Here is a 13,599-nt window from a genome sequence, read left to right as displayed (position 1 = left end):
TCATGATAAATACTGTATTAAAAACAATGCGCCCTTCCTTTCTCGTGTTAACACTCGCCTGTGTTTTTTTGGGGCTAAGCACCTCAATAGCTACAGGAGCATCAATAGATAAAATTGTATTTTTTCTTATTTTCATTGGTGCTATATCTGCTCATATCAGCGTAAATACGCTTAATGAGTATCATGACTTCAAAAGCGGATTGGATTTCAAAACGATAAAAACCCCCTTTAGTGGTGGTAGCGGTGCACTACCTAATAACCCTAAAGCCGCTAAACTAGTATTGTTACTTGGCTTGTTAACATTGTTTATCACCATCGCTATTGGTATTTATTTTATTAACACGATTGGCATGACAATTCTGCCGATTGGCCTAGTGGGCTTGGTGATTATCGTCACTTATACCCAATGGTTAAATCGATTGCCGCGTTTATGTTTAATATCCCCAGGCCTGGGCTTTGGACTCTTAATGGTGATTGGTACGCATATTGTTTTGACGTTAGATTATTCATTGCTGGTTTGGCTCGTATCGCTGATACCATTTTTTCTAATCAATAACCTACTTTTATTAAATCAATACCCTGATATGCAAGCTGATGCGAGTGTAGGGCGTAATACCTTCCCTTTAGCTTTTGGTATTAAGCGTAGTAACCAAGTGTATGGCCTATTTATGTTGCTAACTTATTTATTAATCTTATTATATGTTTTTACTGGCATCCTACCAACGATAGGTTACATAGCACTACTTCCCATGCCTCTCTCTATTTTTGCATGGCGTGGCGCGATTAGACATAAAGAGAATATCGGGAAATATCCGCCACATTTGGCCGCAAATGTGGCAGCAACCATAGTCACGCCATTTCTATTAGGTCTAGCAATACTGATTGGCTAAAAACTCTAACGTTTCCAAAGGACGTTTATTAGCGCACCGAGCATGATCAAACCACCACCTATGATAGTTGTAGTCATGGGTACTTCGCTAAAGTAAACCCAACCAATAAAGACCGAAAACAAAACTTGCACATAGGCATACGCCGTTGCTTTGTTGGCGTCTGCACTATTGAGTGCCTTGGTTAATCCTACTTGACCTACTTGAGTGAATATACCCACCAAGATCAATAAACCTGTCGCAGCTAAACTAGGTACCACAAAGTCACTACCCAACATAATCATTGAAACTGGAAAGGCGACTAAAGGAAAGTAAAAAATAATGACAGAGCTGTCATCTGTTTTTGTTAATTTCTTGATAATAACATAAGCAACGGCGCTACCGAGTGCTCCCAATATGCCGGAGGTTATACTCACCCACGGATAATGCACCCCAGTATCGAGCTGTAGGTTAGGCTGAATAATAACGAATAAGCCAAGTAGGCTAACAACAATACAAGCGATCGTTGAACGCTGGATAGTTTCTTTTAGAAAGAAAACGGCCAACACGGCAGTAAATACAGGATGCAAATATTGCAATACAGTTGCTTCTGCCAACGGTAACGTTGTGACAGCATAATATACAAACATCAAGGCAAATGAGCCAACTGTGCCACGTGCAATTAAGAGTGCTTTATTATGTCCCCACATCGAGATTTTTTTACGTTTAATGTCAGCGTAACTAATAATGCCCGACACAACCGCTCTTGCCGCAACAATTTCAAGTACCGGAATACCTAAGGTGCTGACTTCTTTTACACAAGCAGCCATTAAGGCAAACCCTAACGCCGAGAGCAACATATACCAAACACTCATTGGCATTGAATTTTTTATAGTCATGAACATTGTCTGTTTTACTCGAATATAGAGGAAGTGAGGTAATACCAAACCGGTTAGCTTGATTAACAGGCGCTATTCTATCTTATTTAATGTTGGGGTGAACTAGCTTGATCAGATTTTTATGGCTAGTTAATCATATCTGATTTGGTTGTCATAAGTTAATAATCATACTAGCGATAAATCATGGTCTGATCAAAATTTACCGCTAACTTTAAAGCGATTATAAAACAATGAGATAGATCAACAAACAGAGAAAAACCAAATTAATAAATGGTAAATTTGACTAACATCAATAAAAGCATCTGTTAAGTGCAAAGTATCACAATTAAAGAGTAGAGTAGTGACTCTATTCAATTCCCTACACTTTATAAGGTTACCCTCGTGATTATTAGTAATCGTGTTAAATCTGTTAGCTTTATCATCATATCTGTTCTCATATTACTGGCGGTTATTCTCAGCTTTTTAACCAACCCTGTTCACCCAACGCCTTGGCTATTAATCGCAGCATTGTGTATGATGCCACTGATAAAGCAAAGACACATCAAACAAATAAAATGGAGCAAAGAATACAGTATCGGTATTGAATATATCGATCAGGACCATAAAAAACTGTTGCACTTGTTAAATCAATTTAGCATTGCATACGTTTATGCTCAGTGTGAAGAATTTGAACGTGAAGCTTTAGAGGAGTTAGTCAGTTATACCAAGTATCACTTTAAACGCGAAGAAAAATTGATGGAAGATTATGGCTACCCTGACTTGCCTGAACATCAAGAAGAACATCAAGCAATGATTGATAAAGTCGAAGAGTATGTTGATATCTATAATGTAGAAGGTCATGATTCACTAAAACAAGTCACCAATTTACTGACTTTTTGGTTAATAAATCATATTCAAGAATCAGATACAAAGTATCGAGATTATCTGATTGAATTAGGTGCTGACGAGTTTGATGTTTAATATCTTCTTTGTAAGCTCTCTACCTGTGTCTGTCGATAAAAACGAAATAAGCTACAGCTATCTCTTTTAGGGTTTAGCTGTAGCTTATTTCTCTTATCACACCTACACCTACTTCAAATTAGCTAGCTTTTCACGTATAGCTTGGTATCTTTGCCGCTCACATAAAGCAAAACCAGATAATTGTCTCACTTTATTACGGCCAAACAATGGTACTGACAAACCAGCAAAAAAGCGGCAATAACTTTCAATAGACAATGACTGATTTATTTTTCCATTCAGTCGCTCAGCTAACTCCCTCATACCTTGTTTTAAAGCGTCATCACTTGGCCATGGAATTTGTGCTTGCGAATGCTCTAACATTGCCACTTTGCCGCGACAAACACTACAATGGCCGCATTGTGCAGTAGTGTTTAACTTACTAACAGGATCAAAACTATTGTCATCGAAGCTATTATCATCAAAGTAACGCGCTAAATTTACCGTTAAACACGAGTCAAGCTGGAAGAAACGTACTAAGGTCGCGATGCGCTTAATTTCTTTTTCTTCATTGGCTTTAAAATAGTTACTCAGTGTTTGACATAAACTAGGATCAGCCAATTCACTGAGGTTGATTTTAAATACCTCTGTCATGCCTTTGCTTTCAAGCACGATTAATTGTTGTTCTTGCAGATATTCAAGGGCAGCAATAACGCGATTACGCTCGATACTTTTATCTTGCAACAAGGTATCAAAATTCAAACTTCCCCAGACTTTTTTAAAGTCGGTTGCATTAAAAATCCTTTGCAAGAAGTCTTTACGCTGCTCATTAAAGCTATTAACAATGTCAGCTTTAGGCTGTAACAGTTTAATTTTAAAATCAGCGAAATAAGCATAAAGCGGCTCAATCACGCCAGCTAACTCCAATTGCACTAACAGCGTTTTTAGCGGTAATTGTTTAATATTAACGGCATTCGATAGCTGTAATATTTGTAACTCCCATTTTCCTTCAGCTGTGCTGTTATGTGCGCTTGTTATAACTTCAGACTTTATCATATCTAATAGCATTTCAATGCTAGTAAACTCTGGGGTATCGCCATAGACGAAGTTTTCAACGGTATTTAAACCATCAAGGTTTGCTAAGGTAAAACACTGTGACGGCTTGCCATCACGCCCTGCCCGTCCAATTTCTTGACTATAATTTTCTATTGATTTTGGTAAGTCATAATGAATAACAAAACGTATGTCACTTTTGTCAATCCCCATGCCAAAGGCAATGGTCGCGACAATTACCTGTATGTTCCCAGCCATAAAATCTTGCTGAATTTGACTGCGAGTATTGCTGTCAAAACCAGCATGGTAAGCACAAGCATTAATACCCTGCAGCTTTAAATATTGCGCCACTGCTTCAGCCGAGTGCTGCAAAGTAACGTAAACTATGCCAGCCCCCTGCTGCGTCATAATGACTTGTTCAAGTTGTTTATTTTTATGCGCTTGACTAACAGGTAACACGGTCAAATCAAGGTTAGGACGATAAAAGCCTGTTTGCACAATATGCTCTTCTTGAATAGCAAACTTAGTCGCCATATCTTGCTTTACTTTGCGCGTTGCCGTCGCGGTAAGTAACAATACCAAAGAAATATTCAGTGCTTGGCAATAACTTGGTAACTTTAAATAATCGGGTCTAAAGTTATGACCCCATTCAGAAATACAGTGTGCTTCATCAACCACTAACATTGAGACGGGTACCGATTCAATAAACTGTCTGAAGCGTTCATTCTTAAAGCGTTCGACTGATACCATCAAGACTTTAATATCGCCATCGCGCACTCCTGCCATAACAGTTTGTGCTTCGTTGCCTTTTAATGTTGAATCAATACTTGCCGCCCTAATGCCTTTACTAGCAAGGAATTCCAATTGGTCTTTCATTAAAGCTAATAAGGGCGATACCACTAAAGTTAAGTGCGGTAAATGTACAGCAGTTAACTGATAACACAGCGACTTGCCCGAGCCAGTTGGGAATATAGACAAACTTGATTGGCCATTAAGCAGCTGAGTAATGGTTTGCTCTTGTCCAGGACGAAAACCATCGAAGCCAAATGATGATAACAGGGACGCTTTAAGATATTCGTTATCAACATAATCTTGTTGCTTGTTCATAATTTAAACCTTAAAACTAATTAAGTACCGCAATAGGTATGATAGTCTTTATCCCCATCGACAGGGGCATCTTGATAGTTTTTGGTATCAGGGGTTTCGGTATAAGGTTGACGTAGTACTGCCAAAAACTTATTTAGCGCAGTTAACTCACCCGTTTCTTGGCAACTCTCTAGTAGCGCTTCCACATGATGATTTCTAGGGATAACTACTGGGTTGCTTTTCATCATTACAGTGTGTGCAGCTTTTTTAAATGATCCAATACGATTATTCCACTGAGGTAACCAATTCTTAAGCGCTTCAACTATAAGCACTTCAATCCCACTAACATTATCTTGCTCAGTTGAAGAGTAAGTTAATGAAGCCGTTAAAAAAACAAAGGTTTGCGTATAATCTAACTTGTGATCCTTCATCAAGGTAATTAAGTCATTGATCAGTTTACCATCACCTTCTGCAGGTTCATCTATTCCTATTTTTCTAGCCATCATGCTCAAATAACCTTGCTGAAGATCTTGATGAAATTGCGTTAATAACGGCTCAATTTTCTCTATCGCTTCATCTTCATCGCCATCAACTAAGGGTAATAATGTTTCTGCTAACCGAGTCATATTCCATTGAATAATGCTAATTTGTTTACCAAAGGCATATCGGCTATTACGATCAATTGAACTAAAAACAGTCTCTGGATGATAAGCATTCATCATGGCACAAGGACCATAATCAATGGTTTCACCTGAGATAGTCGTATTATCGGTATTTAATACACCGTGAATAAAGCCCACTCTTAACCATGAGAAAACTAACGGAATTTGTTTTGCTAACACAGCAGAGAAAAATTTAAGCACTTGTTGACTGCTAATTTCATTGTCAGCTTTATTGTCTTCATCACTTTCCGATGATTTAGCAGTTAACTCAGGAAAGTGACGTTTGATGGCATAATTGGTTAACTTTTTAAGTGACTGGGTATCGCCACGTGCAGCAAAATATTGAAAGGTACCAACTCTAATATGGCTTGCTGCTACTCGTGTCACCACTGCACCATCGTAAGGACGTTCACGGTATACACTTTCCCCCGTAGTCACTACCGCTAAACAGCGTGTAGTAGGCACACCAAGGGCGAACATTGCTTCACTCATGATATATTCACGTAATGCGGGCCCAAGAGCACAACGGCCATCACCTTGACGTGAAAAATTACTAGTGCCTGAGCCTTTCAACTGAATATCCCAATACTTTCCCTGATTATCAGCAATATCACCTAACAAATGGGCACGACCATCACCCAGCTGCGGATTAAAATGTGCAAATTGATGACCAGAATATGCCTGAGCGATAGGTTTACTGCCTTCAATTAACTGATTACCGGAGAAGTATTGTGCAATTAATTCAGCATCTATTTCTTTAGTTAAAGAGATAGTTAACACTTTTGCTAGTGGTTCGTTCCATAATAATAACGATGGCTGAGCCACAGGTGTAGGCGATGTTTGTTGTGAAAATTTCTCACCAAGTGCTTGGTAGCTATTAGAAAGGTTTAAGGACATTTATTTCTCTGAGTAAAATTTGTCTTCAATACGTTGACAAAATTGTACTAGATTTTGGTACCTTTTGGCATTTTTAGTAAATTTACTTTCAAAACCATTATCAAAACGCACTGAAATAAACTCACATAAGTGCGAGTAAACAACGGCATCAAATGAGCTATGTGTGTCGCCAAAAAAGAAGTGTTTATCTGCTAAAATCGTCGATAACGACGATAAACTTTTATCTGAAATAGCGAGAATTTCTTCTGGTGAGTGACGACCAACCCCTTGACCATGAAGGTTTTTCTCAACTGATTTTCGAATAATATTAGGTAAAAACCAACGCAATGCTATAGGTAAAGAGCCAAAAAAAGCATCATTGGTTTGTGGCCAACTTTCATCCATTATCCAACGAGAATAAACCAAACACCAATACAAGCCTTCATCAAGTGACTTAGTTATTAAATGCGCTTGTGCCTGTTGTTCTGCCGTTAACTCAGCATCGATTGTTATCTGATATTTATCAGTTAAATAGCTGATAATGGCTTCAGAATCAGCAACCACTGTACCGTCATCATCGATGAAAGGTAATTTACCTTTTGGTGATTTTTTTAAATATTTGGCGCCGTATTTTACTTGGCATGGAATGTTTGCCATGCGCATAAAGAGTTCTACTTTGACAACAAATGGACTCGCATCCATCACATTAAAGCACTTACCAAAACCATAAAGTGTAATCATCAATATCCCTTACTAAAAAATAAAAAAGACCAATAAGACTGTATCTTTACACAGTATCTTTATTGGTCTTTTTTAACAAGTATTAAAATAAAGGGAAAAATTAATACGAATTTCGTACGAAATTATATTTCTGCGGCAACCACAGATATTTCTACTAATAATGCTTCTCTCGCCATTTTAGCGGCAACGCAGGCACGTGCTGGTGCATGTCCTTCTGGCACCCAAGCATCCCAAACAGCATTCATGTCAGCAAAATAACTCATATCTTTAACATAAATAGTCGCTGATAAGATGTGCTTTCTATCGCTACCCGCTTGCGCTAGCAGTGTATCAACTTTATCAAGCATGGTTTGGGTCTATTCAGTAATATCTTTGCTGGCATCTGCTGCAACTTGACCGCAAAGATATATAGTGCCGTTATGTTTTACAATTCGGCTCATTCTTTGTTTCGTTTCTTGTCTTTCTATCGTCATACGATTTATTTCTCCAACATATCAATAAATTTTTGTGATTGTTCAATAGCAACATTCATATCTTTAATTAGCACGCTAACATCTTTTTTAATGGACAACATTTCCTCTTGCAAAGCACCAACGGCTTTAGCATTTAAGTTATGTTTCAAAAAAAGGCTATTGTCTTTTAACGCGGTTAACACAGGGGCCATTTTGCTTTCTGCTCTGTGCATTGATTTGATCAATGTTTGATAACGACGCTGTGTTTCCTTCAATTTAACTGAACTCTGTCGACTAAGACTCGCACTCGATATTTGCCCTATCTCATCTTCCCACTCATCAAATAAAGCTTCAGAAACATCTTCAACTTTTTCAATGCGTGAGCTAACTAACGCTGCCGCTTCTTTTGAGTTTTCATATTGCTCTTGGATGACATTATATTGTGCTTCAAGTTCGCCACCTTCAAAGTTAGTCAGTGCCGTCATCTCTTCTAAAGCTGATTTAAATTGCTGTTGCGCTTCTTGCTGAGACTCTTTGGCATCAGCAACGCGATCAACCATGATATCTCTTTTGTGTATACCTACTTTTTCCATCGCAGAGTAATAGGCGCTCGAACATGACGTTAATGCGATAAGACTCACAATCACGCATAATTTTTGACTAAAGCTGAACATATAAATTCCCTAATATTATTGTAATTTTTTCACTTAGACCAAACGGATTAATACCAATTCAATTATTTTTCATCATCCCAAGATAAACAGTACAACATCACTGTTAATGGTATATCGTTTATGTGAATTGAACAAAATAATTATTAGTCACACATAAAAAAACCCCAGTGTTTTTCAACAATGAGGTTTCACATCAATAAATTAATTGTCGGAAAATAGTTCTCTTTGCAGATTATTTCCCTTAGTTCAAGGCGGAAGCACGGAGTTGACGTTAGTCAATGAGTACTTCCAACGAAGAAATTAGGTAAAGCAGCAAAAAAGAGCGCTAATTTTTATTCCCATTCAATTGTTGCAGGCGGCTTACCTGAAATATCGTAAACGACTCTTGAAATACCATCAATTTCATTGATGATACGATTAGAAACCAAACCTAAGAAATCATAAGGTAAATGTGACCAACGCGCCGTCATAAAGTCAATGGTTTCAACACAACGTAAAGAAACAACCCAATCATATTTACGTGCATCACCCATAACGCCAACTGAACGTACTGGTAAGAAAACAGTAAAGGCTTGGCTTACTTTTGTGTATAAGTCATGTTTATGTAACTCTTCAATGAAAATAGCATCCGCGCGGCGTAATAAGTCGGCATATTCTTTTTTCACTTCACCTAAAATACGTACACCTAAACCTGGTCCAGGGAACGGGTGACGATAAAGCATGTCATAGGGTAAACCCAATTCTAAGCCAATCTTACGCACCTCATCTTTAAATAATTCACGTAATGGTTCAACTAAACCTAGCTTCATATAATCGGGTAATCCACCTACGTTATGGTGAGATTTAATAACATGTGCTTTACCCGTCGCTGAAGCTGCCGATTCAATAACATCAGGGTAAATAGTACCTTGTGCTAACCATTTCGCATTTTCTAATTTATTAGACTCTTCCTCAAAAACATCAATAAATACATTACCGATAATTTTGCGTTTAGCTTCTGGTTCGCTTTCACCTGCTAGGCGATCTAGAAAACGCTCTTCAGCATCAACCTTGATGATATTTAAACCAAAATGATTACCAAACATATCCATGACTTGTTGGCCTTCATCTAAACGAAGTAAGCCATTATCAACAAATACACAGGTAAGTTTATCGCCAATAGCACGATGTAAAAGCATCGCAACAACTGATGAATCAACACCACCTGAAAGACCTAAGATAACTTCATCATCGCCAATTTGTGCTTTCATTTTAGCGATAGCATCGTCAATGATACTAGCTGAAGTCCATAACTTTTCACACTGACAAATATCAACAACAAAATTCTCTAAAATACGTAACCCTTGCTTAGTGTGAGTTACTTCTGGGTGGAATTGCACGCCATAGAATTTTTTATCTTCATTCGCCATAGCCCCATAAGCACAACTAGGTGTTTGTGCTACGGTAACAAAACCTTCTGGGATAGCAGAGACTTTATCACCATGGCTCATCCAAACGTCAAGCAAAGCGTTGCCATTATCGCCAATGCTGTCTTCAACTTTATTGAATAATGCAGATTGGGCAATTAACTCAACCGCAGCATAACCAAATTCTTTATGCTCAGAACTTTCAACACCACCGCCAAGTTGCTCAGCCATGGTTTGCATGCCATAACAGATGCCTAACACTGGTACGCCAGCAGTATAAACATACTCAGGTGCGCGAGGTGAATTAGCTTCGGTTACTGACTCTGGGCCACCAGCAAGGATAATACCTGTAGGGTTAAAGCCTTTAATTTGCTCTTCAGTTACATCCCAAGACCAAAGCTCACAGTAAACACCAATTTCACGTACGCGACGTGCGATCAGTTGAGTGTACTGAGAACCAAAATCTAATATTAGTATGCGGTGGTCATGAATGTCTTTGCTCATGTGTGTTTTCCTACCTTTAGCGCTCGTTATGAATAAACTTTATACTGCGTTGTTTTCGTAATGAAACAAAATCATTTATAAACCTTATTGATAATAAGATAAGTCATTTGTTTAATCACTCAGCAGCCTTGCCTAAAGCTTATTCATTTAGAGCGAGTGTATAAATAAAGAGGCCAAGCTTTCTCTTGTGAGATTCCAGCTCAGCCTATTTGAATTTGTTGATGAAACGTTTATTTCATCAATGCTTGTATTTTCTATTCACCCCAAGTTGAAAATATTGTAGTCCTAGTTCACGGCGCTAGCGCGGAGCCTAGTTCACTAGGTGAGCACTTACAACGCCGAAATTGGGCAACAATAATTCAACAAAGCTTATCCCATTCTATAGTTGGGTGCTTCTTTAGTGATAGTCACATCATGTACATGCGACTCGCCCATACCCGCTGAGGTAATTTTCATAAATTGTGGTTTAGTACGCATTTCTTCAATAGTGGCACAACCAGTCAAGCCCATTGATGAACGTATACCCCCCATTTGCTGATGAATTATAGCTGAAACTGGGCCTTTATAAGCAACGCGTCCTTCAATACCTTCTGGTACTAATTTATCTGCTTCACCATCAGTTTTTTGGAAGTAACGATCACTTGAACCATCTTTTTGAGCCATAGCACCTAAAGAGCCCATGCCTCGATAAGATTTGTAGTAACGGCCTTGGTAAAGCTCAACTTCACCTGGTGACTCTTCAGTACCAGCTAACATACTACCAACCATGACACAGTGTGCGCCCGCAACAAGTGCTTTCGCAATATCACCTGAGAAACGTATACCACCATCCGCGATAACAGGAATGCCTGTGCCCTTTAATGCTTCTACCGCATTTGAAATAGCGGTTAATTGTGGCACACCAACACCGGTAACAATACGCGTAGTACAAATTGAACCAGGGCCTATGCCGACTTTAACTGCATCAACACCAACATCGGCTAATGCTTTTGCGCCTGCAGCTGTTGCAACGTTACCTGCAATGATTTGTAAATCAGGGTATTTTTGGCGGGTTTCACTTACACGGTCAATAACCCCTTGAGAGTGACCATGGGAGGTATCAATTAATAAAACATCAACACCGGCAGTAACTAATGCATCAATACGCTCGTCAGTTCCTGCGCCAACACCAACAGCAGCACCAACACGTAAGCGACCTAACTCATCTTTACACGCATCAGGCTTTTTCTCAGCCTTTTGGTAATCTTTTGCTGTGATAAGACCGACTAACTTAAAGGCATCATCTACCACTAATATTTTTTCAATACGGTTAGTGTGCATTAAGCCCAAAATTTCTTCACGTGCAGCACCTTCTGTCACCGTGATTAAGTCTTCTTTCACTGTCATAAGTGAAGAAACTGATTTAGTTAAGTCTGTTTCAAAACGTAAATCACGGCCAGTAATGATACCGACTAGATTGTTTTTATCATCGACAACAGGAAAACCTGAAAAACCTAAGTCATCAGCTTTGTGCATGACTTGTTCAATAGTAAAGTCCGTACTTACTGTGACAGGATCTGAAACAATACCACTTTCATATTTCTTTACTTTACAAACGTTTTTCGCTTGTTCTGCAATGGTCATATTTTTATGAATAAAACCTAAACCGCCTTCTTGCGCTAGCTTAATCGCTAGGCGCGCTTCTGTAACTGTGTCCATAGACGCAGAAACCAAAGGTACATTCAAATCAATTTTACGGGTTAATTTAGTTTTTAAATCAGCCGTGTGTGGGAGTACTTCTGAATGAGCAGGTACAAGTAATACATCATCAAAAGTTAAAGCTTCTTGGGCAATTCTTAGCATCGCAACATCTCTCTAAAAGGGTTGGTTAGGGAGTGAATATTGCGGCAGAATTTTAACTGTTTTCTTGTTTTAGGTAAACCTATTTCTATTAACTTTTTATTAAAAGTTTGTAAATGTAAATGCTAAACAAATATAAATGATGGAAATGAATTGAAAGACTATCCTATTCAATAAATAATAGTGAATCTTCTCATTTATTAAGCCTAAATTTCTTTCCACTATGAGCCAACAGCATATTTTACAAATCAGTGAATTAACTAAAAAAGTACGTTTTATTCTCGAGAGCGAACTAAATACTGTTTGGTTAACTGGCGAAGTATCAAATTTTATTGCCGCTAACTCTGGTCATTGGTATTTGTCATTAAAAGATGCGAAGTCACAAGTTAAATGCGCGATGTTTAAGGGAAGTAATAGACGTGTCCGCTTAAGTAGCGGTGCAATGCCAAGTAATGGTCAACAAGTGTTAGTAAGGGCGAAGGTATCATTGTATGAGCCTCGTGGAGACTTTCAATTAATTATTGAGCATATGGAAGATGCCGGCACTGGTTTGTTACGTCAACAATACGAACAATTAAAAAATAAGCTCAATGCGCTAGGCGTATTTGATTTATCGCATAAAAAGCAGCTACCAGCGCATATTCAGTGTGTCGGTATTGTTACTTCACCGACAGGCGCTGCCGTTAAAGATATTTTAACCGTGCTTAAGCGTCGTAATCCAAATATCAAAGCCATTATCTACCCTTCGCTAGTGCAAGGTAGTTATGCACAAGGAGATATTTGTCATGCCATTGAAAGTGCAAATAATCGTAATGAATGTGATGTGCTTATTGTTGGCCGAGGTGGTGGTTCATTAGAAGACCTATGGCCATTTAATGAGGAAAGTGTAGTGCACGCCATCCATAAAAGTGCATTACCGATAATTAGTGCCGTTGGCCATGAAATTGATACGACCTTGAGTGATTATGTGGCCGACTTACGTGCTCCAACCCCCTCTGCCGCCGCAGAGCTGGTCTCAAGTGATAGCAGTGAATTGCTGAATCAATTATTCATCCTTGAACTGCGTCTGAAAAAGGCCCATCGAATCAAGTTAGATTATTTAAACAATGAAAAAAATTATTTGCAACACCGTTTATCGCAAGTACACCCCGAGCATCAATTACAGTTACAGCAACAAAAATCTGATGAATTAAGTTTACGTTTAAAACAAGCTATGCAGCGAAATATAAAACAATTGCAGTATACGCCTGTTCAGCTTAACCAACGATTACTGCAACAGTCTCCCTTAACCATCATCCAAACTAAACAAGATCACATTAACCAAAATACCCATAGGATCACTCAAGCAATGCAAAACTCCTTGCAACATAGCAGTGAAACTTTTGTGCATTTGATTGAGCAATTACAACTTGTGAGTCCACTTGCCACGATAGCGAGAGGTTACAGCGTGACTAGAAATAGTAAAAATGAAGTGATCACGAAAGTTGACCAACTCTCTTGTAACGAAGAGTTTAGCCTGCAGCTTAGTGATGGGCGAATTAATGCTAAAGTCATTTAGTATCTGTTCGCCACTTAACAGGTCTAAGTTTGCGATACAAAACTTAC

At 38.6% G+C, this 13,599-nt stretch carries 10 protein-coding genes and 1 pseudogene; 3 read left to right on the top strand and 8 right to left on the bottom strand.

From position 1 onward, the window contains the following. Positions 1-2 precede the first annotated feature (2 nt). A complete protein-coding gene (locus ND2E_RS19865; protein ID WP_033092040.1) occupies positions 3-890 on the top strand; it encodes a prenyltransferase in 888 nt (295 codons plus the stop codon). A 5-nt stretch (positions 891-895) separates the two neighbouring features. On the opposite strand, the gene ND2E_RS19870 is transcribed toward ND2E_RS19865, so the two are convergent. Then, on the bottom strand, positions 896-1,771 hold the full coding sequence (locus ND2E_RS19870; RefSeq protein WP_081961948.1) for a DMT family transporter: 876 nt from the start codon (positions 1,769-1,771) through the stop codon (positions 896-898). A 375-nt stretch (positions 1,772-2,146) separates the two neighbouring features. On the opposite strand from ND2E_RS19870, the gene ND2E_RS19875 reads away from it, so the two are divergent. After that, entirely contained in the window at positions 2,147-2,725 is a 579-nt protein-coding gene (locus ND2E_RS19875; RefSeq protein ID WP_033092039.1) for a bacteriohemerythrin, read from the top strand. Positions 2,726-2,833: 108 nt separating this feature from the next. Here ND2E_RS19875 and ND2E_RS19880 read toward each other — a convergent pair whose 3' ends face one another. From ND2E_RS19880 to guaB, 7 genes and pseudogenes are all read right to left on the bottom strand, one after another. Further along, positions 2,834-4,861: a RecQ family ATP-dependent DNA helicase gene (locus ND2E_RS19880; protein WP_052056176.1), complete on the bottom strand. Its 2,028-nt coding sequence runs from the start codon at positions 4,859-4,861 to the stop codon at positions 2,834-2,836. A 20-nt stretch (positions 4,862-4,881) separates the two neighbouring features. Further along, positions 4,882-6,399, bottom strand: coding sequence for a protein adenylyltransferase SelO (locus ND2E_RS19885; RefSeq protein ID WP_033092038.1), 1,518 nt, complete (start codon positions 6,397-6,399; stop codon positions 4,882-4,884). Further along, on the bottom strand, positions 6,400-7,119 hold the full coding sequence (locus ND2E_RS19890; protein WP_033092037.1) for a glutathione S-transferase family protein: 720 nt from the start codon (positions 7,117-7,119) through the stop codon (positions 6,400-6,402). A 122-nt stretch (positions 7,120-7,241) separates the two neighbouring features. Beyond that, positions 7,242-7,592: pseudogene (locus tag ND2E_RS22135) on the bottom strand (RidA family protein). A 5-nt stretch (positions 7,593-7,597) separates the two neighbouring features. Beyond that, positions 7,598-8,245, bottom strand: coding sequence for a DUF2959 domain-containing protein (locus tag ND2E_RS19895; protein WP_052056175.1), 648 nt, complete (start codon positions 8,243-8,245; stop codon positions 7,598-7,600). Between the two features lie 332 nt (positions 8,246-8,577). After that, positions 8,578-10,155, bottom strand: coding sequence for a glutamine-hydrolyzing GMP synthase (guaA, locus tag ND2E_RS19900; RefSeq protein ID WP_033092036.1), 1,578 nt, complete (start codon positions 10,153-10,155; stop codon positions 8,578-8,580). 369 nt (positions 10,156-10,524) lie between these two features. Next, a complete protein-coding gene (gene guaB, locus ND2E_RS19905; protein WP_033092035.1) occupies positions 10,525-11,997 on the bottom strand; it encodes an IMP dehydrogenase in 1,473 nt (490 codons plus the stop codon). Positions 11,998-12,217: 220 nt separating this feature from the next. Between guaB and xseA the strand changes: the two genes are divergently transcribed. After that, positions 12,218-13,552 (top strand): exodeoxyribonuclease VII large subunit, encoded by a 1,335-nt coding sequence (gene xseA, locus ND2E_RS19910; RefSeq protein ID WP_081961947.1) that lies wholly within the window; start codon positions 12,218-12,220, stop codon positions 13,550-13,552. Positions 13,553-13,599 lie beyond the last annotated feature (47 nt).

The sequence above is a fragment of the Colwellia psychrerythraea genome (genome assembly GCF_000764225.1).
GTDB classification, from domain to species: Bacteria; Pseudomonadota; Gammaproteobacteria; order Enterobacterales; family Alteromonadaceae; genus Colwellia; species Colwellia psychrerythraea_D.
The sequence above is the reverse complement of the archived record's forward strand: the minus strand, read 5'-3'. Positions and strand labels throughout refer to the sequence as shown.

Excerpts from the sequence above, each read along its gene's own strand:
- ND2E_RS19880 (WP_052056176.1), bottom strand. The coding sequence starts at position 4,861 with ATGAACAAGCAACAAGATTATGTTGATAACGAATATCTTAAAGCGTCC.
- ND2E_RS19865 (WP_033092040.1), top strand. The coding sequence starts at position 3 with ATGATAAATACTGTATTAAAAACAATGCGCCCTTCCTTTCTCGTGTTA.
- ND2E_RS19895 (WP_052056175.1), bottom strand. The coding sequence starts at position 8,245 with ATGTTCAGCTTTAGTCAAAAATTATGCGTGATTGTGAGTCTTATCGCA.
- ND2E_RS19890 (WP_033092037.1), bottom strand. The coding sequence starts at position 7,119 with ATGATTACACTTTATGGTTTTGGTAAGTGCTTTAATGTGATGGATGCG.
- guaA (WP_033092036.1), bottom strand. The coding sequence starts at position 10,155 with ATGAGCAAAGACATTCATGACCACCGCATACTAATATTAGATTTTGGT.
- xseA (WP_081961947.1), top strand. The coding sequence starts at position 12,218 with ATGAGCCAACAGCATATTTTACAAATCAGTGAATTAACTAAAAAAGTA.
- guaB (WP_033092035.1), bottom strand. The coding sequence starts at position 11,997 with ATGCTAAGAATTGCCCAAGAAGCTTTAACTTTTGATGATGTATTACTT.
- ND2E_RS19885 (WP_033092038.1), bottom strand. The coding sequence starts at position 6,399 with ATGTCCTTAAACCTTTCTAATAGCTACCAAGCACTTGGTGAGAAATTT.
- ND2E_RS19870 (WP_081961948.1), bottom strand. The coding sequence starts at position 1,771 with ATGTTCATGACTATAAAAAATTCAATGCCAATGAGTGTTTGGTATATG.